22 protein-coding genes and 2 pseudogenes are annotated in these 21,827 nt (G+C 57.8%); 17 read left to right on the forward strand and 7 right to left on the reverse strand.

Annotated elements, in window-relative coordinates:
• From DY250_RS05755 to DY250_RS05815, 14 genes and pseudogenes are all read left to right on the forward strand, one after another.
• Complete coding sequence (locus DY250_RS05755) at nucleotides 1–522, forward strand: SMI1/KNR4 family protein (RefSeq protein ID WP_115611460.1); 522 nt, start codon at nucleotides 1–3, stop codon at nucleotides 520–522.
• Between the two features lie 585 nt (nucleotides 523–1,107).
• Nucleotides 1,108–1,272 (forward strand): annotated as a pseudogene (locus DY250_RS15085) (hemagglutinin repeat-containing protein); the annotation flags it as partial.
• A gap of 50 nt (nucleotides 1,273–1,322) precedes the next feature.
• Nucleotides 1,323–2,909, forward strand: a complete 1,587-nt coding sequence (locus DY250_RS05765) for a VENN motif pre-toxin domain-containing protein (RefSeq protein WP_115611461.1) — start codon at nucleotides 1,323–1,325, stop codon at nucleotides 2,907–2,909.
• A 57-nt stretch (nucleotides 2,910–2,966) separates the two neighbouring features.
• A complete protein-coding gene (locus DY250_RS13680) occupies nucleotides 2,967–4,301 on the forward strand; it encodes a hypothetical protein (RefSeq protein WP_147293465.1) in 1,335 nt (444 codons plus the stop codon).
• Between the two features lie 3 nt (nucleotides 4,302–4,304).
• The gene (locus tag DY250_RS05770) at nucleotides 4,305–5,075 is read left to right on the forward strand and encodes a hypothetical protein (RefSeq protein ID WP_115611462.1); all 771 of its coding nucleotides are present in this window, start codon (nucleotides 4,305–4,307) and stop codon (nucleotides 5,073–5,075) included.
• Nucleotides 5,076–5,256: 181 nt separating this feature from the next.
• Entirely contained in the window at nucleotides 5,257–5,607 is a 351-nt protein-coding gene (locus DY250_RS05775) for an IS630 transposase-related protein (RefSeq protein WP_172542234.1), read from the forward strand.
• Between the two features lie 8 nt (nucleotides 5,608–5,615).
• Nucleotides 5,616–6,092: pseudogene (locus tag DY250_RS05780) on the forward strand (IS630 family transposase); the annotation flags it as partial.
• Nucleotides 6,093–6,323: 231 nt separating this feature from the next.
• Nucleotides 6,324–6,779: a type II 3-dehydroquinate dehydratase gene (gene aroQ / locus DY250_RS05785; protein WP_115611464.1), complete on the forward strand. Its 456-nt coding sequence runs from the start codon at nucleotides 6,324–6,326 to the stop codon at nucleotides 6,777–6,779.
• Between the two features lie 3 nt (nucleotides 6,780–6,782).
• A complete protein-coding gene (accB, locus tag DY250_RS05790) occupies nucleotides 6,783–7,247 on the forward strand; it encodes an acetyl-CoA carboxylase biotin carboxyl carrier protein (RefSeq protein WP_006984882.1) in 465 nt (154 codons plus the stop codon).
• 18 nt (nucleotides 7,248–7,265) lie between these two features.
• The gene (gene accC / locus DY250_RS05795) at nucleotides 7,266–8,609 is read left to right on the forward strand and encodes an acetyl-CoA carboxylase biotin carboxylase subunit (RefSeq protein ID WP_115611465.1); all 1,344 of its coding nucleotides are present in this window, start codon (nucleotides 7,266–7,268) and stop codon (nucleotides 8,607–8,609) included.
• Nucleotides 8,610–8,659: 50 nt separating this feature from the next.
• Nucleotides 8,660–9,541 carry a 50S ribosomal protein L11 methyltransferase gene (prmA, locus tag DY250_RS05800; protein WP_115611466.1) on the forward strand — a complete coding sequence of 294 codons (882 nt, stop codon included), beginning with the start codon at nucleotides 8,660–8,662 and terminating at the stop codon, nucleotides 9,539–9,541.
• Nucleotides 9,542–10,525 carry a tRNA dihydrouridine synthase DusB gene (gene dusB, locus DY250_RS05805; protein WP_115611467.1) on the forward strand — a complete coding sequence of 328 codons (984 nt, stop codon included), beginning with the start codon at nucleotides 9,542–9,544 and terminating at the stop codon, nucleotides 10,523–10,525.
• Nucleotides 10,522–10,782 carry a helix-turn-helix domain-containing protein gene (locus DY250_RS05810; protein ID WP_115611468.1) on the forward strand — a complete coding sequence of 87 codons (261 nt, stop codon included), beginning with the start codon at nucleotides 10,522–10,524 and terminating at the stop codon, nucleotides 10,780–10,782. Before dusB ends, DY250_RS05810 begins: the two co-directional genes overlap by 4 nt.
• A 13-nt stretch (nucleotides 10,783–10,795) precedes the next feature.
• Nucleotides 10,796–11,209, forward strand: a complete 414-nt coding sequence (locus DY250_RS05815; RefSeq protein ID WP_115611469.1) for an SMI1/KNR4 family protein — start codon at nucleotides 10,796–10,798, stop codon at nucleotides 11,207–11,209.
• Nucleotides 11,210–11,538: 329 nt separating this feature from the next.
• Here the strand turns inward: DY250_RS05815 and DY250_RS05820 are convergent, their stop codons facing one another.
• Nucleotides 11,539–13,539: a hypothetical protein gene (locus tag DY250_RS05820; RefSeq protein ID WP_147293466.1), complete on the reverse strand. Its 2,001-nt coding sequence runs from the start codon at nucleotides 13,537–13,539 to the stop codon at nucleotides 11,539–11,541.
• A gap of 181 nt (nucleotides 13,540–13,720) precedes the next feature.
• On the opposite strand from DY250_RS05820, the gene DY250_RS05830 reads away from it, so the two are divergent.
• The 3 genes from DY250_RS05830 (at nucleotide 13,721) to DY250_RS05840 (ending at nucleotide 16,214) form a co-directional block, all read left to right on the forward strand.
• A complete protein-coding gene (locus DY250_RS05830; protein WP_115611472.1) occupies nucleotides 13,721–14,179 on the forward strand; it encodes a hypothetical protein in 459 nt (152 codons plus the stop codon).
• Nucleotides 14,176–15,093, forward strand: coding sequence for an oxygen-dependent coproporphyrinogen oxidase (gene hemF, locus DY250_RS05835; protein WP_115611473.1), 918 nt, complete (start codon nucleotides 14,176–14,178; stop codon nucleotides 15,091–15,093). The genes DY250_RS05830 and hemF overlap by 4 nt, the downstream gene beginning before the upstream one ends.
• Before the next feature lie 131 nt (nucleotides 15,094–15,224).
• Nucleotides 15,225–16,214, forward strand: coding sequence for a dipeptidase (locus DY250_RS05840; protein ID WP_245951047.1), 990 nt, complete (start codon nucleotides 15,225–15,227; stop codon nucleotides 16,212–16,214).
• Nucleotides 16,215–16,320: 106 nt separating this feature from the next.
• Here the strand turns inward: DY250_RS05840 and DY250_RS05845 are convergent, their stop codons facing one another.
• From DY250_RS05845 to hfq, 6 genes are all read right to left on the reverse strand, one after another.
• Nucleotides 16,321–17,613: an adenylosuccinate synthase gene (locus DY250_RS05845; protein ID WP_115611475.1), complete on the reverse strand. Its 1,293-nt coding sequence runs from the start codon at nucleotides 17,611–17,613 to the stop codon at nucleotides 16,321–16,323.
• A gap of 64 nt (nucleotides 17,614–17,677) precedes the next feature.
• The gene (locus DY250_RS05850) at nucleotides 17,678–17,878 is read right to left on the reverse strand and encodes a DUF2065 domain-containing protein (RefSeq protein ID WP_006984897.1); all 201 of its coding nucleotides are present in this window, start codon (nucleotides 17,876–17,878) and stop codon (nucleotides 17,678–17,680) included.
• Nucleotides 17,875–18,891: a protease modulator HflC gene (gene hflC / locus DY250_RS05855; RefSeq protein WP_115611476.1), complete on the reverse strand. Its 1,017-nt coding sequence runs from the start codon at nucleotides 18,889–18,891 to the stop codon at nucleotides 17,875–17,877. The genes DY250_RS05850 and hflC overlap by 4 nt, the downstream gene beginning before the upstream one ends.
• Nucleotides 18,892–18,900: 9 nt before the next feature.
• Nucleotides 18,901–20,157, reverse strand: a complete 1,257-nt coding sequence (gene hflK / locus DY250_RS05860; protein WP_115611477.1) for an FtsH protease activity modulator HflK — start codon at nucleotides 20,155–20,157, stop codon at nucleotides 18,901–18,903.
• 6 nt (nucleotides 20,158–20,163) lie between these two features.
• Nucleotides 20,164–21,459, reverse strand: coding sequence for a ribosome rescue GTPase HflX (hflX, locus tag DY250_RS05865; RefSeq protein WP_115611478.1), 1,296 nt, complete (start codon nucleotides 21,457–21,459; stop codon nucleotides 20,164–20,166).
• A 51-nt stretch (nucleotides 21,460–21,510) separates the two neighbouring features.
• Nucleotides 21,511–21,819, reverse strand: a complete 309-nt coding sequence (gene hfq, locus DY250_RS05870; protein WP_006984903.1) for an RNA chaperone Hfq — start codon at nucleotides 21,817–21,819, stop codon at nucleotides 21,511–21,513.
• Between the last annotated feature and the right edge of the window lie 8 nt (nucleotides 21,820–21,827).

Here is a 21,827-nt window from a genome sequence, read left to right on the forward strand (position 1 = left end):
ATGAAACCACTAGATATTTTTCATCATGAAGGAAAAGTTGACAGAGCATTAATTGAAGAATTTGCACAAGAAAAAGGAGTTATTTTTCCAAAAAGTTACATTGACTTAATTAGTCAATATAATTTTCTTCGATTACATAATAGAATATTTAGATTTAAAAACTATCTGGAAAAAAGGTTTGAATATGATGAACGTGATATCTCATTTGATGGATATAATAAAGATAGAAATAACTACCCAATACCATCTCTTATATCTTCTTTAATATACGAAAATATGACTAATGACGAAACAGACACAACAAACTATGGCAATAGTGTCATTGAGTTTGGTAGTTGTGCCAATGGTGATGCAGTTTGCTTTGATTACAGAGAAAGAAATCATGACCCCAAAATAGTATTAATGCTGCATGACGAATATATAAAGGATGAAAATGGCGAAGATAAAATGATCCTGATTCCTATAGCGGATAGCTTTGATGCATTCATGGATATGCTTTATGATCCTAAGAAAGAAGGCTGATTGAAGTAAGCGCCGCGTGGGTAACAAGTTGCCCACGCGGTTTGCAATAGATAAGAAAACTCGCCAAGCGGGATCAACACTGGCTTCTTGCCGTTTACCCATGCGGCGAGACGGGCTCAAAGCCGACATGTTCGCCTTGGCGAAAACGAAAATCCGTCGCGGGACGGCAGATTTTGTGCACGAAGCCAGCTTTTGTCTCGCTTGAGGTGCCCAGCATTTACCTCGCTTGACGGCAAACCCAGCGTTTGTCTCGCTTGGCGAGCCCAGTGTTTATCTCGCCTGACGATGCGCCCAGTGTTTACCTCGCTTGGCGGCGGATCTAGTGTTTATCTCGCCTGGCGCCCAAACAAGCATAATGCCCGCATCCTTTATGCATCCAGTAACCCCATGACTTCTACCGCAAAACCGGCACAGCCTCAACACCGCCTATGGGCGATAGTGATGCTGCTGCCGGTTTTGCTTGCCTGCCTTTCCGGTTGCCACAGCATCACCGCCGAAGGCAAAAAGACCTTCGCTGCCGACAGCGTGCACAAAACCATCGAAAGCAGCCAGCACAGTGGCGGCGGCGGTGGCGGCGTCGCCATCATGTGGGGCCCGAACGGCGGCGGTTTCGGCTTTACCGCCAACGCCAACATTGGCAAAGGCGAAACCAACGGCAACAGCACCACCTACCGCCTGAGCCACATCGGCGGTCTGCAGGGCCACACCGACATCGGCGACGGCAAAACCCTGTTGAGCGGCGCCCAAATCCTCGGCAAAAGCCTGGAAGGCAACACGCGCGACCTCGTCGCCATCAGCCCATGGACTACGACAGCAACAACTTCGCCCTCTCCGGCTACGTCCTCTACGGTTACGGCTTCTCTGCCGGACTCGATTACGAAAAAACCCGCGTCTGGGCAAACGAAAAAACCATCAACAAAGAAAGCGGCGGCAGAGACGTCATCACGAGCGTCAACAGCAATAACGCCCGCATCAACGCCTGGAAAAAAGACGTCCAACAAAACGACGCCGTCGCCAATGCCCAGCAGGGCACCATCGGCGGGCAGAGCGGCTTCTTCGCGGGCGACGACGGCTTCCGCATCAAAAACAGCGGCACCGCCACCCTCGAAGGTGCGACCTTTGTCAGCACGGCTAAAGCCGAAGCCGAAGGCAGAAACCACTTCAGCACCGACCGCCTTATCCGCAAAGACCTGGAAAACCACAGCGAATACAAAGGCAAAAGCGTGGCGCTCGGCCTGAGCGCCGTCTTTAGTGGCGACAAAAACAACGGCACCTCACAACAAATCCAGTGGCTGGGCGAAAACTTCAGCCCCATCAACGTAGGTGAAAGCGGCCTGAGCAGCCGCTTCGGCTATGACCGCACCAATAAAAACGATCGCGGCACCACCTACGCGAGCATCAACACTGCGAACATCACCATCAACGACGCGGCGGGCCAACAAGCGCTGACGGGAGAAAGCGTGGCCGATACCATCCGTAACGCCAACCGTGGCATGACGCTCGCGACCGCGAAAGAGCAAAGCGGCGCGGCCGATGCCCACTTTGATGCGGCGAAAGTCGAAAACAGCGTGCGCACCAACGCACAAGTGATGAAAACCTTCACCGGCACCGTACAAGAAGTCAAAGGCGACCTGCGCAAGTGGGCAGAAGAAAATCGCCGAGAATCCATATACCAACGAGACCCGGAAAAGCGGGCTGCCCAACTGCAACGCGCAGAACAACAAGAACAACTGGCCGTTGCGGTGGACATGCTCGGCGGCGCCCTCGCCCCGGCGAACAGCGCAGCCGGCAGCATAGCCAACACCCTGGCGCCGGCCATCGCCTACAAAATCGGACAAGAAGCCAAACAACGCGGACTGGAAGGCACCCCAGGACACATCGCCGCGCACACCCTGCTGGCAGGGGCGAGGACTGCGTTGAATGGCGGCAGCACCGGCGAAGTATTGGCCAGTGCCGCAATAACCGGTACCGCCGAATACAGCGCGCCGCAGCTGGCCAAACTCCTCTACGACAAAGACATCAGCCAACTGACGGCGGCGGAAAAAAGCGCGCTCGGCCAGACCATTGGCGCCCTGGCGACGGGGGCAGGCGCGATGACGGGCGGCAATAGCGCCACGATCTACAACGCAGGGAAAACCGCGCAGAATGCGGTGGAGAATAACTTCCTCAGCGATCTCGCTTGGGCAAGACTTACCGCAAGCGAAGAACGTGTAGAAAAAGGAACAGATTCACCATTAGACCGGTCAATCGTCATTGAAGAAAACGAAATAAACCAAAAGAGTGACTATCTTCTCGACAAAGCAAAAAGAGGTGAAAAACTTAGCAAACTAGAATGGCGTGACCTTGGTGATGCTATTGACAAATACTATGCCGAAACCGAAAAATAATACGGTAAAGAATATGCTGATAAAGCAGTCGCACTTTTACTTGATAACAAGCCCGTGATGCGGCAGACCAATTACTCCTATCCGTTTGCCGGTACAGATGCGCATAAAGAAAAATGGAAACAGCTTAATCCCGAACTTGTTAAAGATAAACCCATAGTCGGTGAAGTTATTGATCAAGGTGGCTTCCAGAAGAACTCCAGAATCTATCATAGTGCGCTAAATAAAAATCGATGGAGCTCAGAAGATCAATACTACGCGCAGATGGGGCAGGGATCCGTATTGGCAATGGGTGGCCCGGGAGTACTGAGTAGCATAGTGCGTACTGCTGTTGCCACCTCCGGAGCAGGGACTATTTACCAGGGTAAAAATGAAATAGAGCAAGGCAATACAAAAACGGGAATATTTTACTCGGCACTGGGTATTATAGATATTATTAGCGCCGGTACGAGCGGAATAATATCTAAAGAGTTAAGTATCAACAAACCTGCTGTTGCCTCAGAATATAAAAATCTAGCAGACTTATATAAGTCTTCTCCTACTTCTCTAGCAGAAGCGACCCCTATAAGACCCGGTGAACCTAGATATGTTTTAAACAATACAGGGTATGCGTTCGAGCCAAATAATACAAATATACTACGAGGTCCTAATGGGGGATCTATAGCCAGAACAGGTGTTAGATATGGACCATGGGGAGAAGTATATTTTGAAAATGGTAGATATTTTGTCTTTGATAGCAATTGGAGAAGAAATTACATAAAACCTGGCTCTTTAAATCCTTATAAAGGAACGAAAATTCCAGAAATTATTTCGCAAACGAAGCATCTAGGAAAGACTACGCCACCCTCTATTCCTCCTTCAGGAAGCGCAATAGACTCTTCATTATCTCAATCACGAGTCTTTAACGGGAAAATACTGCACCCTGATTTACCTCCTCCCGTCGCGGGCTTAGATTATGTTCCCAAACAACTCAATAACCCTAACATTAACACGCGTTATTCGCATATAAATGGCTATTTGGCAGAAATTGATTTGGCAAATGATCTTGCCGCTTCAGGAAGGCGTGTATTAAAATGGGGCGATAGAATTGGCAAACATGGCAATGATGTCATCACAGTAAACCCTAAAACAGGAGCGGTTGAACTTTGGGATAATAAATTCCGTAGTACTCCGGCTGCCGGTGAAATATCACCAACCTTCCGTAATCAAAAAACCTTATCTGCAGCATTGAGAGAAGCAAGAGATTATATTCAGCATTCCAATCTCCCGCCTTCACTTAAAACAAAAGCTATGAATAATATAGATAAAGGAAATGTAACCGTATATACACCGGCAAGCGGTGGAGTTAAATTCTCTACTATAAACAAAGTTGTCAACGGCGTTCTTCAGGAGTAAACAATGTTTGAGTTACCGCTCAGTAAAGATAATGCAGAATGGTATTATCAATATGCCATGGATAGAGAGGTTGATTTAAAAAATGATCCTATAGGTAATTTCGCTATAAACGATTTTGATGCCTATATAAAAGCGACCTTAGTTGGGCTAGCGCAGGAATATCAACCTCTGCTAGATAGAGTTATAGATTGGTTGCAGTTTGCCATATCTAGAAATGAGGGTATGGGGCCTAATCTAGATGAATACATTAACTTCAGGCAAAAAGAATTACATATTAATCTAGCCTTGGCGTATTGGATAAGAGATAGAGAAAACTGTTTTTCTTTATGGCATAAGGCAATTGAATTCTATCAGATCGATCTCTTAGATAATCCTGATTCCGATACTGATCCTTTGTATGATAATTCTTTATATAATGAAGACATTATATTGTGTTGCTTACATGCAAAATCCTATAAAACAGGTATAGAAATTTATGAAAGAGCTTACGGTAAAAAAACACCAAACATAAAAAGGATAAAAAATGAGAAGACAATAGAATACGCTTATTGCTTGCATAATGAGCAAGGAGTATATGATAAAGAAGAATTGTTTTTGGCAGCCAAAAATATGCTGATACATAACATAAATGACGGATGCTTAATGTCAGGCAGTTCTTTACATGTATTGTCATGGCTAAAAGTATTATATTGGAACGAACGAGAGAATACCGAACCATTACAAATATGGCTGGATTTTTTTAAAAATAATTTCAATATAGAAGAGCAAGCGTAGAATTAGCCATTTGTGTTATCCACACAGTTTGCAATAAATAAAGCCGACACTTTCACCTTGGCGAAAACCAAAAATCTGCTGCCCTGCGGCGGATTTTTTGCGCGAAGCCCGTAATCACGCCGCTTGACGACGAGCCCAGCATTTATAGTTAAATAGCAAAAAAACAGTAACCATCAAAATTATGACCTATCCGGCCCATATCCGTAAAAAAATCCTTGCAGAACTTGAAAATAGCACCTATCGCGAAGTGGCAGCCAGACACCGCATCAGCCCCAACACCCTTGCTACCTGGAAGAAACAGCCACAACCCAAAGGCAGCCGCCGTTCTACGCCTCGCCTCCTCACAGAAGAAGTCATCCGGCAAGACGTGGCCGAGCACCCTGATGACTATCAATGGGAAAGGGCTGCACGTTTGGGCTGCTCGCAAAACGGCATCTGCAAGGCGCTCAAACGCTATCGCTTCACCGTTAAAAAAAAGACTTCCGCCACCGCAAGGCAGACGAAGAAAAACGCCGTGAATTCCTCGAAGTAAAAAGTGTCTATGAAGCACGCCTGCATCCATTTGTTTATATCGATGAAAGCGGCTTCAGAAAAGACATTTCCCGTCCTTACGGTTATGCACCACGCGGGCAAAAATGCGCAGGGGTATCCGGATGGAGCAAGGCACAAACCAACGTTATAGGCGCCCTGTGTGGCACCGTGCCATTTGCTTTCACTGCCTTTGATTGCAGCATGGACAGCGATGTTTTTCATACATGGGCGACAGAAATACTGCTGCCGGAACTGCCCGCCTGCAGCGTGATCGTGATGGACAACGCCTCCTTCCACAAACGGCAGGACACGCCGGATGCGTTACAGGCTGAGGGACATACGGTGCTGTGGCTTCCGCCCTATAGCCCGGATTTCAACCCGATAGAGAAGACATGGGCATGGATCAAACGGTTGAGGAAACAATGGCGGTTGGCTGATGTGAATGCCCTGCTGTTTTGGTTCTTTACTCTCGTTACTCTTTATTAGCGATTCGACTATAGTTAGAAATTTACTTGTCAGCAGACCCTAATGTTTGCAACTGTCACAACGGCAACAGAAACTGCCTGCTGCGGTGCTTAAGCAAGCCGTCAAAACAGTACGGCTTTCCCGATGAAGCCGCTATAATGCCCGCTTTTCAAGCGACGCCTGTGGCCTAACCCAAAGCCCCCCTTTCGCAGGCGATACCGCGATCATCCCACCCTGAGAACCCAATACCCTATGGCACTGATATTTGTCATTAACGGCCCCAACCTGAACCTGCTCGGCAGCCGCGAGCCCAACCACTACGGCAATAACACCCTGGAAGACATCGAACTCCGCCTGAAAAGCATGGCGCAAGACCTCGGCCACCAGCTCGAACACATCCAGCATAATCATGAAGGCACCCTTATCGACCTTATCCACGAAGCGGGTAAACACGAAGTCGATTTCATCATTATCAATCCTGCTGCCTATACCCATACCAGCGTAGCCCTGCGCGATGCGCTGGCTGCCGTCGCCATTCCCTTCATCGAAGTGCACCTCTCAAACATCTACCGCCGCGAACCCTTCCGCCGGCATTCCTGTTTCAGCGACCTCGCCCTCGGCGTCATCAGCGGCCTCGGCGCGACCGGTTACGAACTGGCGCTCACCGCCGCCCACCACTATTTAACCCAACCCAAACAAGAGACCTGACCCATGGACATCCGCAAAATCAAGAAACTCATCGAAATGCTCGAAGCGAGCGGTATCGCCGAACTCGAAATCACCGAAGGCGAAGAATCCGTGCGTATCAACCGCTACGGGCAAATGCCGCCGATGATGCCGCCTGCGCCATATCCCATGCCCTATCCGGCAGCGCCGCAAGCGCCCGCTGCCGCCCCTGCGCCTGCCGCCGAAGCAGCCCCTGCCGGCAAAGCCGCACCGGACGGCAAACTGATCCGCTCGCCGATGGTCGGTACCTTCTACAACGCCCCCGCGCCCGATGCCGACCCTTTCATCAAACTCGGCGACGACATCAAGGCGGGTGACACCGTCTGCATCATCGAAGCCATGAAAATGTTCAACCGCATCGAAGCCGACTTCGGCGGCAAAGTCGTGGAAATCCTCGTTGAGAACGGACAGCCGGTCGAATACGACGAACCCCTCTTTGTCGTCAAATAAGTCCTGGGGGAAACCGCCATGTTCCAGAAAGTGCTGATTGCCAACCGTGGGGAAATCGCGCTGCGCATCCTGCGTGCCTGCCGCGAAATGGGCATCGAAACCGTCGCCGTGCATTCCAAGGCCGATGCCGACCTGAAGCACGTCGTCCTCGCCGACGAGTCCGTGTGTATCGGTCCGGCGCCCTCGTCCGAAAGCTACCTCAACATGCCCGCCATTATCGCCGCCGCCGAAGTGACGAACGCTGACGCCATCCACCCCGGCTACGGCTTTCTCTCGGAAAACGCCGACTTCGCCGAGCGCGTCGAACAATCCGGCTTCACCTTCATCGGCCCGCGTGCCGAAACCATCCGCATGATGGGCGACAAAGTCGAAGCCATCAAAGCAATGAAAGCCGCCGGTATCCCCTGTGTGCCCGGCTCGGACGGCCCGCTCAGCACCGATCCGGACGACATTCGCGCGACCGCCGAACGCATCGGCTACCCCGTCATCATCAAGGCTGCGGGCGGCGGCGGCGGGCGCGGCATGCGCGTCGTCAAAAACGCCGATGAAGTCGTTGATGCCGTGCGCCTCACCAAAACCGAAGCGCGCCAGGCCTTTGGCAACGACATGGTGTACATGGAAAAATTCCTTGAAACCCCGCGCCACATCGAAATCCAGGTGCTGTCCGACAAACACGGCAACGCCATCCATCTTGGCGAACGCGACTGCTCCCTGCAACGCCGCCACCAGAAAGTCATGGAAGAAGCGCCCGCTCCCGGCATCACCCCCGAACAACGCGCCAAAATCGGCGGCATCTGCGTCGAAGCCTGCAAACGCATCGGCTATCACGGCGCCGGCACCTTCGAATTCCTCTACCAGGACGGCGAGTTCTACTTCATCGAAATGAACACCCGCGTCCAGGTCGAACACCCCGTCACCGAGATGATCACCGGCGTAGACATCGTGCGCGAACAAATCCGCATCGCCGCCGGGCTGCCGCTTGCCTACACCCAGGACGACATCCATATCCGGGGGCACGCCATCGAATGCCGCATCAACGCCGAAAACGCCAAAACCTTCATCCCCTCGCCAGGTAGAGTCAGCGAATTCCACGCACCAGGCGGCCTTGGCGTACGCGTCGAATCCCACCTCTACGACGGCTACACCGTGCCGCCGCACTACGATTCCATGATCGGCAAACTCGTCACCTGGGGCGACACGCGCGAAACCGCCATCGCCCGCGCCAAAATGGCACTGCGCGAACTGGTCATCGAAGGCATCAACACCAACATCGAACTGCATCAGGACCTGCTGGACGACCCCACCGTCAACCACGGCGGCATGGACATCCACTACCTCGAACACAAACTCGGCCTCGCCTGAATCCTGCCCCCGCTTGCGGGGGCAAAACATATCCACCCACGGAACCCTGCATGACCAACCAAACCTGGCTTGAACTCACCCTCACCGCCCATAGCGACACCGAAGCCGGACAACTCGAAGCCGCGCTGGAAGCAAGTGGCGCCATTGCCGTCACCTACACCGCCTCCGATGACGAAGAAATCTTCGAACCCCCTGTCGGTACCACCCCGCTGTGGCAGACCACACGCGTGACCGGCCTCTACCCGCTAGACAGTGACCGTGACGCCATCCTCACTGTCCTGCGCGCCGCCCTCGGCGACGACTACCCCATCGCCGAACACCTCCTGCACGACAGCGACTGGGTGCGCGCCTGGCTTGACCACTTCCAGCCCATCCCCTTTGGCAACGGCTTTTGGGTGGCCGCGACCGAACACACCATCCCCGAAGCGGATGCCACCGTGCTGCGCCTTGATCCCGGCCTTGCCTTCGGCACCGGCACCCACCCCTCCACCGCCATGTGCCTCAACTGGCTGGTGCATCACGACCTGCACGGCAAAACCGCCTACGACTACGGCTGCGGCAGCGGCATCCTCGGTATCGCCGCCGCCCTGCTGGGTGCCACGCACATCTGGCAGACCGACATCGACCCGCAGGCGCTCACCGCCAGCCACGACAACGCCGAAAAAAACGGCGTCGCCGCGTGCATCACCCTCTGCGCCAATCCGGACGATGCGCCACAAGTGGACCTCATCATCGCCAACATACTCCTTGAACCCCTCTGCGCCCTGCGCCCGCAATTCGAAAAACACCTGCACACCGCAAGCCGCCTCATCTTCGCCGGCCTGCTCGAACGCCAGGAAGAACGCATCCACGCCGCTTACGCCGACGCCTACCACATCCGCCGTGCCGACGAACGCGACAGCTGGATACTGCTCGAACTGCAGCGCAAATAAATGCTCACCCTCGGCCGCTTCACCTACCCCCGCCCCGTCATCCTCCTTGCGCCGATGGCCGGCGTCAGCGACTTGCCTTTCCGCCGCCTCTGCCAAGCGAACGGCGCCGATTACAGCACCGCCGAAATGGTCAGTGCCAAGCCTGACCTGCTGCACACCGGCCTCGCGCAAAACCGCCTGCAATTCGACCCCGACCCGCGCTACCCGAAAATCGTCCAGCTTGTTGGTGGCGATCCTGCGCTAATGGCGGAAGCGGCGCTCGTCATGCAGGCCAAAGGCGCAGACATCATCGACATCAACCTCGGCTGTCCGGCGAAAACCGTCGCCCGCCAGCAGGCAGGCTCGGCGCTGCTTGCCGACCTCGGCCAGGCCGCGAAAATCCTTGCCGCCGTCAGCCGCGCCGTATCCATTCCCGTCACCGTGAAAACCCGCCTCGGCTACCACGACAACCAGCCGACCCTGCTTGACCTCGCCGCCATCGCGGAAGATAACGGCATCGCCGCCCTTGCCGTGCATGGCCGCAGCCGCGCACAAAAATACAATGGCGCTGCGGATCACGCTGCCATTGCTACCCTGAAAAACCGCACCCGACTGCCCGTCATTGCCAATGGCGACATCAGCGATGCCGCGCAAGCGAAAACCCTTATTGACCGCTACGGTTTCGACGGACTCATGATTGGCCGCGCCGCCCTCGGCGATCCGTGGCTCTTCGCCCGCTGCCAGGCGGCGGTAAACGGCGCCCCCGCGCCCGCTGCTGACAAAAACGCGCAAATCCGCACTCACCTGCACGACCTGCACCGGCACTACGGCGCACAAGCCACCTGTATCGCGCGCAAACACCTGCACGCCTACCTGCGCGGGCATCCTGCCTATAACGCGCTACGTACCGCCGTCAACCGCGCCGCCGACCTCGCCGCACAAAGCGCCATCCTTGACCTCGCCGCGATATACTGCGCGCCCCATACGCACCGACCCGCCCCATGAAAACCACGACCATCCGTGCTGCCATCGAGCACAGCATTGAGCAGTACTACGCCATGCTCGAAGCAGACGAATATGCCGGAGAAGCCTGCGGCCTTTATCACCTCATCATCCATGAAGCCGAACACGCCGTCATCAGCCACATCATGCTGCGCTGCGCCCACAACCAGAGCCGGGCGGCGAAAATCCTCGGGATCACGCGCAACACCCTCAAGAAAAAGCTCGACGAACACCACATCCCCTATCCCAAACTCAAATAACCAAGGCATCCTGATGAACCTCGACACCTACGACCTGCCCGACAGCTACCGCGCCTACATGGCGACGCGTGACCCGGCTGTTGACGCCTACTACACCTTCCGCGAGCGCAAGCGCCCGCTGAAAGACACCAGGACCTACTGCCTGTGGTCGCTGCGCACCATCGAAGAAAAACAGCCCGTCATCCGCACCCCCTACTATCAGGACTATTGGGCGCAACGGCAACAGGCCAAACACCTGCGCAACAAAACCGCGTTTGCCTTCGGCCATGCCACGGACGGCGACGGCATCCTCTTCTTCCACCCCGAAAACCACGGCATATGGGAAATCGCGCCGAACGACAGCGCCCGCCTGCTCGCCGCCACCTTCGCCGATTTCTTTGAGCGGGCGGTGTTTGACCGCGAAGTCGATCTGCGTAATTTCTTTTGAGCCGCCTGCGCAGACAACGACCTCGTGCCACTTGCCGAAAATGCAGTACCGGTACTGCGCCAAGCGGCGCGGTTGCGCGGTTTGTGGAAGAGGGCAGGGCGGCACGACGGAAGAAGGAAAATGTAGAAACGTTGCCTGCACCGCCTCACAAATCCAGCAACTACGCCGCCTGGCAAGGGCAGTATTGACGCCGCTTGGCGGCAAACCAAAACGTAGGGCGGGCTTCAGCCCGCCGCAAAAGTATTTTTTCTTTCTCGATGGTGGGCTGAAGCCCACCCTTACGCAAGAATCCAGCATTGACGCCGCTTGGCGGGCCCGGCATGCCGCCGTCAATTTTCTTCCTCTGCTGTTGTCGTTTCCAGCGGCGGCAGGCCGAACACTGCCCGGTAGTAGGTTTCAACGGTCGCATCGGTATCTAGGCTAATGGCGCTACCGTGGCGTAAATAATCGTCCGCCGCGCGGCGTGATTGCGCGCCAAAATGGCCGTCCACGGTGAGCTGGTAGCCTTGGCGGGCGAGGAATTGCTGTATCCGTCGCGCTTTTTCCCGCTCATCCAGGACGGTCGCTTGTGTCGTCGTCGCCTGCGGCCGCACCGTTACTTCCGCTGCCGTCTCTGCCGTTGCCGGCTCCGGTACCGTTTCCGGTTGTGGCGGCGGTTCCGGCGGTAGGCGGAACAGGTTTTCGCAGCCACGCGTCGGCATGTAGGGGCAGATGTCTTCGCTCATGGTGCGGCGGATGTTGTTCAGCCACACGCTGTCCGTGCGCGGCACGAGATCGTGTGCCGCCAGCGCGCCATAGAGTGCGGCAGCGATGCCCAGATTGCGCGCCGTGCGCAGCAGGCGGCGCATGATGATGCCGTCGCGTAACTCCTGCCAGTATTCGCGCGGCACTTTGCTGCGCCGCCACAGGGTGAGCAGCGTGCTGCCCAGCCAGGCGATGCCGAGCGGTATGACCACCATCAAGACAACGCGTACGGCGGTATCAAATACGGCAAAGAAGGGCTGGTCGGCGAAGCGGGTTTCCATCTGCGCTTCCGCGTACAGGGTGGCGTAGAGCAGGGTGGGCGCGGCAAACAGCCACCAGACCCCGGCGGCATGGGTAGGCGAAACTTTATCGAGGATGCGGTTCAGGTAGGACGCCAGTTCTTCGGCCATCTCCGTGCTGATGAAGCCCTGGCAGGCTTTTTTCATGGCGGCGGCCAGCGCGGCGGCGGAATGATCCGGCGTTCTCGCCATGTCGCGCAGGACGCTGTCCAGCACCGGCTGCCCGGCGTGGCGGTAGAAGAAAGCAACGGCTTTACTGCGCTTGACGATGCCCGTCAGCGGCACGGCATCCGCCAGCCAGTCCAGTTCCAGGGCAAAGAGGTCATCGAAAAAGGCGGGGCGCACATAGGGATGGGGCGGGTTGGCAAAGGCGTAGCAGGTGTAGGTGTTGCCCTTCATCAGAGCGCGGTTCAGGGTGAAATCGAGGCGCAGCGCGATGCTTCTGCCCGAATAGGCAAAGAGGTGGCTGCTGACGCCGTTCGGACAATGGCTGGTGAGGTCAAGCGGGATTTTCTGGCGGCAAAAATCCGGCCCTTCCTGCATGAGCAGCGTATCCAGCACGTCATGCGCGAAGCAGGTTGTGGTGCCGATGGTATATTCCGGCACCGCCCGCGCCGCGATGTCGCGCGTCAGCATGAAAAAGCCATGCCCGCCGCAGTGCTCGCAGCGCACCGCGCCCGCGCCAACGCAATCGGCACAAGTCATCTGGCCGCTGCCGCTGCATGTCTCGCAGACGTGCTGCACCGTGCGGCTGCCGCTGTATTGCCCGTCACGGTATTCCGGCACCTGCTCGCTGTGCTGCCCGGCACCGCCGCAGGTGGTGCAGGTTTGGCGACCGACACCGCCGCAACGGCGGCAGGTCGTCCGTCCCTTGCCCTGACACAGCGGGCAGTCTTCCTGCACGGAAAGCGGCGCGAAGCGGTGAAAGACAGTTTCCTGCAACGACTGCGCCAGCCCCTGCCGCCCTGCCTCGCTGAGGCTGTTGATAAACGGTTGGCGCAGCGCGGTGCCCGTCTGCGCCTGGTGCAGCAGCGCCACTGTTTCCCGCTCGAAAGCCTCCATGTCCTCGCCGCAATGCCGCGCGGCCGTTTCGCCGCCGGCAATGCGCCGCTCCTCGACATCGCCGCTGAAACGCCACACGACGTTCAGCTCGACGGTGAACGCCTCGGCCTCATGCGCCACCTCTTGTACCTCCTGCGCATCCACTTGGTTGCCATGCGCCAGATTCTTGAGCTGGCGCAGCAAGGTGGCGGCCAAATCCTCCGAGTCATAACCCTCAATCAACATGCAGAAAATCCCTGAAAAACAAGGCGGCAAGTATAGTCGTTCCGAATGGAACTGATGCGGCGTTGGTGAGCCTGTTTGAAACGACCTATGGAAACCCCGCTGCCGGGCGATACCGAAGCGGTGTCTGCGTAGATGGTAGTAATGCCACTATAATTCGGCTCTGTCTCCACCGGTCCCGCTCATGTCGCACAAAACCTTCATCCTTCACTTTGTCGTCGCTACCGCCGCGCTCATCGCCGCTATTCTCGGCGGCGAGTTCTACCTCAGCACCCTGCTTATCGCCAGCCCCGTTTACTTCGTCCTCTACGGCCTCACCCTCGTCATCCGTTACCGCCGCGCGCCGTTTCGCAAAGCCTGGCTGCATTACCCGCTCCTGAGCCTGCTGCTCTACCTGCTGACTTTCGCCTTCGCCTGGCGCACCTACCACGCTATCGACAATCTTACCGCCGCACAGATTGTCGCCTTTCCCGTCTGCCCTGCCGGTGAGACCTGTGTGCCGCAGGTTATCCAATACCGCCGTTACCTTGACAAGCACTACCTCTACGAACGCGATAGCCGCTGCGTCAGCCTGCGCAGCCCCGGCTACGCCCTGGTGAAAGCCGACATCCGCCATTGCCATCACACCCCGGAGCAACCATGACCCCCAGTCACGCCGACATCAGCACCTTCGCCGCCTACCTTGATGACCTGCAACAACGCATCACTACCGCCCTGACCGCGACAGACGGCAGCCCCTTCCGCCGCGATGCCTGGCAGCGCGACGAGCCCCGCCTGCGCGGACACGGGCTGACGATGGTGCTGCAAGACGGCACTGTTTTCGAGCAGGGCGGCGTCAACGTCTCGCATATCGCTGGCGACCAACTACCGGCGGCAGCGACGGAAAAACGCCCCGAACTCGCGGATTGCGCCTACACCGCGCATGGCCTGTCGCTGGTTATCCACCCGCGCAACCCCTACGTCCCGACCAGCCATGCCAATATCCGCCTTTTCACCGCGCACGACGGCGAGCGCATCCGCGCCTGGTGGTTCGGCGGCGGTATCGACCTTACCCCGTATTACCCGTTTGATGACGACTGCCGCGCCTGGCACCGCACCGTCCATGATGCCTGCGCCCCCTTCGGTGCCGACTTCTACCCGCGCTACAAAGCCTGGTGCGACCGCTACTTCTACCTGCCGCATCGCGGCGAAACGCGCGGCATTGGCGGCCTTTTCTACGACGACTACCAGCCCGCCGACTTTGCGGCAGGCGCTGCCTTCACCCGTGCCGTTGGCGAAAGCTGGCTTGCCGCCTACCTGCCCATCGTCGAGAAGCGCAAAGACACCGCTTACGGTGAGGGCGAACGCGCTTTCCAGCTTTATCGGCGCGGTCGCTACGTCGAATTCAACCTGCTCTACGACCGGGGCACCCACTTCGGCCTGCAAAGCGGCGGCCGCACCGAATCCATCCTGATGAGCCTGCCGCCGCTGGTGCGCTTCGCTTACGACTACCAGCCGGCAGCCGGTAGTGCCGAAGCCCGTCTCGCCGATTACCTCAAACCGCGCGAGTGGCTGTAAATGACGCCCCTCACCCCGCGCCAGGCGGAACGGCGCCGCCGCCGCGCCAGTAAAGGTGTCTGCAAACACACTCAGGCAGACCGTCCGAAAACATGGCAATATCGCCGCCGAACCCAATCCTGGAGCCCCATATGAATCACTACTGGTACGCCGACGCCCACAGTTGCCTGCCGCTGCACGGCGATACCGATATCAACCAGCTGCGCTTGCACTACGACGCCGGCGTACGCTACCTCTCCGTCAACGTCGGCATGGATATGAATCCGCTCGCACAAATCATGACCACCATCGCCGGTTACCGTCGCCAGATAGCCGAAGCCGACTGGCTCGAACTCGCCGACACTGCTGCCGACATCGAACGTATCGCCGCGAGCGGCAAACTCGCCCTCAGCTTCGACCTCGAAGGCGCGTTGCCGCTTTTGGAAACCCCGGACATGGTCGCGCTCTACCACCGCCTCGGCGTACGGCAAATCCACCTCGCCTACAACCGCCGCAACAGCGTCGCCGGTGGTGCCCACGACGAAGGCGGTCTGACCCCGCTGGGCGAGCGCATTGTGGACGCCATCCACGCCGCCGGCATCCTCATGGATCTCAGCCACAGTAACGAACAGACCGCGCTCGACATCTGCACTTACAGCGGCGACCGCCCCGTGCTGTACAGCCACGCCAACCCGCACGCCCTCGTGCCGCATGGCCGCAACATTACCGATCGTGCCATCCGTGCCGTGGCGGCCACGGGCGGTCTCATCGCCCTGAACGGTGTCGGCAGCTTCATCGGCGATCTTGAACTCAAACCCGCCTCGCTCATCCCGCACATCGACTACGTCGCCCAACTCGTCGGCGTGGCCCACACCGCCATCGGTCTGGATTACTGCTACGACGACGGCGTGCCGGACATTCCCGCCGAGGTGAACCGCCAATACTGGTGGCCGCCGAGCGCGGGCTACGACCCGAAAAAAGGCCTGAGCGGCAAATACATCAGCCCCGCCGCGCTTGATGACATCCGCGATGGCCTCGCCCAGCGCGGCTACACGGATGCGGATATCCGCGCCATCATGCGCGACAACCTGCTGGCGCTCATCAAGCGGGTATGGCAGGCTCCCAGCGAAGCAGGGAAGTGATTAGCGTAGGGATAGACCTTGGTCTGTCGCACGCATCATGGACATGGCGGGCCGTAGCCCGCCCCGCCGTCCAAATGAAAAACCGCCCCGAAGGGCGGTTTTTTCATCATGCCAGCAGGGTTTGCCGCTGGATGGTGTGGGCGCGGTCGGGGCCGGTCGAGACGATGGCGATGGGTACGCCCAGTTGTTGTTCGAGATAGGCGATGTAGGCGCGCGCTTTTTCCGGTAGCTGGTCGTAGGCAGTGATGCCGACGGTGTCGCTTTGCCAACCGGGCAGAGTGTCGTACACCGGGGTGCAGCGGGCCAGTTCATCCGCGCCAACGGGGGCGGTATCAAGGCGGGTACCGTCCATGTCGTAGGCAGTGCAGACTTTGATTTCCGCCAGGGCATCCAGCACGTCCGGCTTGGTCAGGCACAGGCCGCTGATGCTGGAATTGATGATGGCGCGGCGCAGGGCGGGCAGGTCAATCCAGCCGCAGCGGCGCGCGCGGCCGGTGGTCGCGCCATATTCGTTGCCGACTTTGGCAAGGTGTGCGCCGGTGTCATCGCTCAGTTCTGTCGGGAAGGGGCCGCCGCCAACACGGGTGCTGTACGCTTTGGCAATGCCAAGAATGTAGTCCAGCGCGCGCGGGCCGATGCCGCTGCCGGTCGCCGCGCCACCGGCAGCGGTGCTGGACGAGGTGACGAAGGGGTAGGTACCGTGGTCGATGTCAAGCATCGCACCTTGTGCGCCTTCGAAGATGATGTGCTCGCCTTTTGCGCTGTGGTGGGTGATGGCGAGGGTAACATCGGTGATGAGCGGGCGGACGTGTTCACCATAGGCCAGCCATTCGTCACAGACGGCGGCGTAGTCCAGCGGCTCTTGATGGTAGTAGTGTTCGAGCTGGAAGTTGTGGAAATCCATCAGTTCGCGCAGGCGCTCGCGGAAGATGTCGGGGTGTTGCAGGTCGGCGAGGCGCAGGCCGCGTCGCGCGATTTTGTCTTCGTAGGCGGGGCCGATGCCGCGTCCGGTGGTGCCGATTCTGTTTGCGCCGCGTGCTGCTTCGCGTGCCTGATCCAACGCGCTGTGCGTCGGCAGGATGAGGGCGCAGGCGGGCGAGATATGCAGGCGTTCGCGCACAGGAACACCGGCAGCTTCGAGGGCATCGCTTTCTTGCTTGAGGGCACGCAGGCAGAGGACGACGCCGTTGCCGATGTAGCTTTGTACGCCTGCATGCAGGATGCCGGCGGGGATAAGGTGCAGGACGGTTTTTTTGCCGCTGATGACGAGGGTATGCCCGGCGTTGTGGCCGCCCTGGTAACGCACGACGGCGCCCGCTTTTTCGGTGAGCAGGTCGACGACTTTGCCTTTGCCTTCGTCGCCCCATTGGGCGCCGATAACGACGAGTTTGGTGCTCATGTGTTGGTTCCTCGGTTTGTTGGGATTTTAAGGCGTGGGGTTGCGGGGTGGTGTGCGTGATTTTTTATGGGGTCGCCCAGTAGAGCAGGGCAACGATAAGCAGGGCAACGGCCGCCATGCCCAGCCCGATGCGGCGCAGGGTCTGATCGGGCAGGGCGCTGATTTGTTTGATGGTGCGCCGCCAGGCGGCAGGCGCGATGCCAATGAGCGCGCCTTCGCAGAGCAGCATGAGGGCCAGCGACAGCCACCAGATAGTCATGTTCATGGCAGGGCTGGTTCGTTTTCAGGATCCGTTGCGGCGGCTTCCGGCGGGATGACGGGATCGGCAACGGGGTTAAAAGGCGGCAGGGGCAGTTTGTCTTGCAGCGGCGCTTCTTCAAGCGGCAGGATGTTTTCGGCGTCAGCGGGCAAGACGCTACTGTCTGTGCCGTTCAGGTAGTGGAAGTAGCGGCTATGCGGGTTAACGATGAGGGTGCTGCCGCCGAGGCTGTCCCTGTAGGCACTGAGGCTGCGCCAGTAGCGGTAAAAATCAAGGTCGGCACCGTAGGCGGCGGCGTATTGTTTGGCGGCGGTAGCATCGGCTTCGCCACGCATGATGTCGGCTTCTTCGCGGGCATGGGCGAGGAGTTCGGCAGCCTCACGTTCAGCAGTGGCACGGATGACGGAGGATTTTTCCTGACCGCGTGCACGGAAGTCTTTGCTGACGCGTTCGCGTTCGGCGCGCATGCGGTCAAAGACGCGGTCACGGATTTCGTCGGAGAAGTCCACACGCTTCAGGCGCACACCGAGGACTTCAATGCCATAGCGGGATTCGGCCTGACGCGAGATGCGTTCGCTGGCAGCACCCATGATGGTGCCACGATCTTGCGAGATGGCTTCTTTGACGGAACGCTGCACGAATTCGCCACGCAGGGTTTCCTTGACCATGTTGTCAAGCAGGCGGCTGGCCTGCTCGAAGTTGCCCTGAACGCTGGTGTAAAAGGTGCGGATGTCTTTGATACGCCATTCGACGAAGTAATCAACGATGAGCCATTTTTTTTCGTTGGTCATGAAGCGTTCGGGTTCGACATCAAGGCGCTGGATGCGCGCGTCAAAGAATTCGACGTTTTGCACGAAGGGGACTTTGAATTTGAGGCCGGCTTCGTCGTCGGTGCTGATGAGGCGCGAGAATTGGGTGACGACAGCGATTTGCCGTTCGTTGATGATGTAGGCGCTGCTGACGAGCAGGACGAGGGCGACGGCGATGACAGCGATGAGGGTGTTGAATTTGTTGTTCATGCGGTTTCCTTAGCGGCTACGGCTGCGTTCGTTGCTGCGGCTGTTGGCCGGGATGGCGGCGGCAGGGGTTTTGCCGGTCGTACTGTTGCTGTTTGCCGGAGCGGGGGTGGTATTGGTGCTGTCTTGTGCCGCGAGTTGTGGTGGGGTGACGGTGGCAGGTGCGCCGCCGAGGTTGATGATGGGGCGGCTGTTGTCAGCGTCAATCAGCACTTTGTTGCTTTGCGCGTAGATGCCCGCCATGGTGTCAAGGTAGAGGCGCTCGCGCATGACGGCGGGATTTTCGCGGTAGGCGGCGAGCAGGTTGTTGAAACGGCTGCTGTCGGCAGTAGCGCGGGCTAGGGTTTCGGCTTTGTAGGCCTGTGCTGCCTGGACAAGGCGTTTGGCCTCACCGCGTGCGACGGGGATGCGTTCGCGGGCGTAGGCTTCGGCTTCTAGGCCGAGGCGTTCTTCGTCTTCACGGGCACGAACGGCGTCTTCGAAGGCGTCCTGCACTTCGACCGGTGCACGCGCGTCTTGCAGTTCGAAGGCGACGATTTCAAAGCCGAGGTCATACTGGATGAGGGTTTTATCAATGATTTGTTTGGCTTCTTGCGGCCACTCGCCGCGCTTGTCAATGAGGATGTCATCGACGGTATTGCTGCCAACGACTTCGCGGATGGCCGAGATGACGATGTCGCGCAGCACTTCTTCGGGCTGGTTGGCCTGGAAGAGGTAGTTTTTCGCGTCGCGGATGCGGTATTGCACGGCAGCGCCGATTTCGACGATGTTTTCGTCGCTGGTCAGCATTTGTCCGTTGCGCTGGTTGCTGGTGCTGATGCGGCCGCTCTGGCTTTTGAGTTCGCCGACTTTCATTGACGAGATGGAGGTTACATCCACTTTGGTAACCTGACCGAAGGGGGTGGGGAAATGCCAGTTGAGGCCGGCTTTGGTGGTGCGAGTGTAGCGGCCAAGGAAGGTTTCCACGCCGTTTTCGCGTTCGCGTACGGTATAGACGCCGCTGGCCAGCCAGATGCAGAGGAAGGCGGCGGTGATGAGCGTGATGAGTTTTACGGGCAGGTGCAGCGGGGCGCGGCTACTGCTGCCGTTGCCGCTATTGTTATTGCCCCGGTTTGGTCGACGGCCGATGAGTCTGCTGAAAAATTCGTCAAGATCCGGCGGCTGGTCGTTGTTTTTTTTATCCGGTTCGTTGTTGTTGCCCCAAGGGTCTTGCGCCATGGCGAGGGGGCGGGTGTGTTTTTTGAGCAGGCTGCTGATGAGGATGAACATGAGGTGTTATTCCTGGTCGTCTGTCTGGGTTTGTAGGTCAAGGCGGCGATTATACTGTGATTGTATTTGCTGATAGCGCTTTTCCCGCAGGGTGATGTGCAGCCATTGGCTGCCGTCCGCAGCGATGCGTTCTTCGCTGACAGCGTGTTCGGCGTAGAGGGCAGAACGCAGGGCACCTTCGTGCGGGGCGAGGTGCAGCCAGCCGTTTTTCTGGTCGCGGTTGAAGTAGGCGACGATGGCGTCAGTAAGCAGCCCCACGCCTGCGCCGGTGAGCGCCGAGACGAAAACGGCTTCCGCCATGCCGCCGGCACCGGTTCTGATGTAGGGCGCTTCGCCGCGCAGGTCGATTTTGTTGTACACGCGCAGGGTCGGCACGTCGTCCGCTTCGATGCTTTTCAGGACGTCCATCACCACTTCTTCACGTTCGAGATGGTGCGGATCGGCTACGTCAATAACATGCAGCAGCAGGTCGGCGCGCGCGGTTTCTTCCAGGGTGGCCGAGAAGGCGGCGACGAGTTCGTGCGGCAGGTCGCTGACGAAGCCGACGGTGTCGGCCATGAGAATGGTCTGTCCGCCCGCCTGTTTGAGGCGGCGCCAGGTCGGGTCAAGGGTGGCGAAGAGTTGGTCCTGCGCGTACACATCCGCTTCGGTCAGCATATTAAAGAGGGTGGATTTGCCGGAGTTGGTGTAGCCCGCTAGTGCCACGGTCGGCATGTCGCGGCGGATGCGCGCCTTGCGGTTTTCTTCGCGCTGTTTTTGCACTTTGTCGAGGCGGCGTTGCAATTGCTTGATGCGGGCAGCAAGCAGACGGCGGTCGGTTTCGAGCTGGGTTTCGCCGGGGCCGCGCAGGCCGATGCCGCCTTTTTGCCGCTCCAAGTGCGTCCAGCCGCGCACCAGGCGGGTGGCAAGGTGGTTCAGCTGGGCGAGTTCGACTTGCAGTTTGCCTTCGTGGCTGCGGGCGCGCTGCGCGAAGATGTCGAGCACCAGACCGCTGCGGTCAAGCACACGTGTGTTGCACAGTTTTTCGAGGTTGCGCTCCTGCGAGGGAGAAAGCGGGGCGTTGACGATGATGAGTTCGATGTCATGCGCTTTTACCGCTGTGGCCAGGGCTTCTGCCTGACCACGGCCAATGTAGTAGCGCGGCTCGACTTCGCCCCGGCTGAAGCGCTCGGCGAGGATGATTTGTGCGCCGGCAGAAAGGGCGAGTTGGTGAAATTCTTCTTCGACGGCGGCATCGGGGATGCAGTTGATGTCCACCTGGACGAGGGCGGCGCGTTCGCCGCTTTTCGGCCGTTCAAACAAAACGCGCCTCCCGTGGGACGGAAAGCGCGGTGCTGTGTGGTTGATGCATTATTAATACAGCGGATCGCTACTCGGACGGGTGGCTTCTGCCGGGGCAGCGGCGTGCTCGCCGTCTTGTTGTTGTTCCTCGCCTTCTTCGCCTTCGCCGGGGATGCGCACGTTGCGTGCCGGAACGATGGTCGAGATGGCGTGTTTGTAAACCATCTGTGAGATGTTGTTACGCAGCAGAAGGACGAAGGCGTCAAACGATTCGATTTGTCCCTGAAGTTTGATGCCGTTGACCAGATATACGGATACCGGGATGCGTTCTTTGCGCAGGGCATTGAGGTAAGGGTCTTGCAGGGATTGGGATTTACTCATTGTTGTTG

Source organism: Cardiobacterium valvarum, from assembly GCF_900460955.1.
GTDB classification, from domain to species: domain Bacteria; phylum Pseudomonadota; class Gammaproteobacteria; order Cardiobacteriales; family Cardiobacteriaceae; genus Cardiobacterium; species Cardiobacterium valvarum.

Bases quoted from the DNA above. Each gene is read 5' to 3' on its own strand.
- aroQ (WP_115611464.1), top strand. From the start codon at position 6,324: ATGGCACTGATATTTGTCATTAACGGCCCCAACCTGAACCTGCTCGGC.
- DY250_RS05820 (WP_147293466.1), bottom strand. From the start codon at position 13,539: ATGTTGATTGAGGGTTATGACTCGGAGGATTTGGCCGCCACCTTGCTG.
- DY250_RS05840 (WP_245951047.1), top strand. From the start codon at position 15,225: ATGAATCACTACTGGTACGCCGACGCCCACAGTTGCCTGCCGCTGCAC.
- hflC (WP_115611476.1), bottom strand. From the start codon at position 18,891: ATGAACAACAAATTCAACACCCTCATCGCTGTCATCGCCGTCGCCCTC.
- hfq (WP_006984903.1), bottom strand. From the start codon at position 21,819: ATGAGTAAATCCCAATCCCTGCAAGACCCTTACCTCAATGCCCTGCGC.
- DY250_RS05770 (WP_115611462.1), top strand. From the start codon at position 4,305: ATGTTTGAGTTACCGCTCAGTAAAGATAATGCAGAATGGTATTATCAA.
- DY250_RS05815 (WP_115611469.1), top strand. From the start codon at position 10,796: ATGAACCTCGACACCTACGACCTGCCCGACAGCTACCGCGCCTACATG.
- accB (WP_006984882.1), top strand. From the start codon at position 6,783: ATGGACATCCGCAAAATCAAGAAACTCATCGAAATGCTCGAAGCGAGC.
- DY250_RS05810 (WP_115611468.1), top strand. From the start codon at position 10,522: ATGAAAACCACGACCATCCGTGCTGCCATCGAGCACAGCATTGAGCAG.
- accC (WP_115611465.1), top strand. From the start codon at position 7,266: ATGTTCCAGAAAGTGCTGATTGCCAACCGTGGGGAAATCGCGCTGCGC.
- DY250_RS05775 (WP_172542234.1), top strand. From the start codon at position 5,257: ATGACCTATCCGGCCCATATCCGTAAAAAAATCCTTGCAGAACTTGAA.
- DY250_RS05755 (WP_115611460.1), top strand. From the start codon at position 1: ATGAAACCACTAGATATTTTTCATCATGAAGGAAAAGTTGACAGAGCA.
- prmA (WP_115611466.1), top strand. From the start codon at position 8,660: ATGACCAACCAAACCTGGCTTGAACTCACCCTCACCGCCCATAGCGAC.
- DY250_RS05845 (WP_115611475.1), bottom strand. From the start codon at position 17,613: ATGAGCACCAAACTCGTCGTTATCGGCGCCCAATGGGGCGACGAAGGC.
- DY250_RS05830 (WP_115611472.1), top strand. From the start codon at position 13,721: ATGTCGCACAAAACCTTCATCCTTCACTTTGTCGTCGCTACCGCCGCG.
- DY250_RS05765 (WP_115611461.1), top strand. From the start codon at position 1,323: ATGGACTACGACAGCAACAACTTCGCCCTCTCCGGCTACGTCCTCTAC.
- DY250_RS13680 (WP_147293465.1), top strand. From the start codon at position 2,967: ATGCGGCAGACCAATTACTCCTATCCGTTTGCCGGTACAGATGCGCAT.
- hflK (WP_115611477.1), bottom strand. From the start codon at position 20,157: ATGTTCATCCTCATCAGCAGCCTGCTCAAAAAACACACCCGCCCCCTC.
- DY250_RS05850 (WP_006984897.1), bottom strand. From the start codon at position 17,878: ATGAACATGACTATCTGGTGGCTGTCGCTGGCCCTCATGCTGCTCTGC.
- dusB (WP_115611467.1), top strand. From the start codon at position 9,542: ATGCTCACCCTCGGCCGCTTCACCTACCCCCGCCCCGTCATCCTCCTT.
- hemF (WP_115611473.1), top strand. From the start codon at position 14,176: ATGACCCCCAGTCACGCCGACATCAGCACCTTCGCCGCCTACCTTGAT.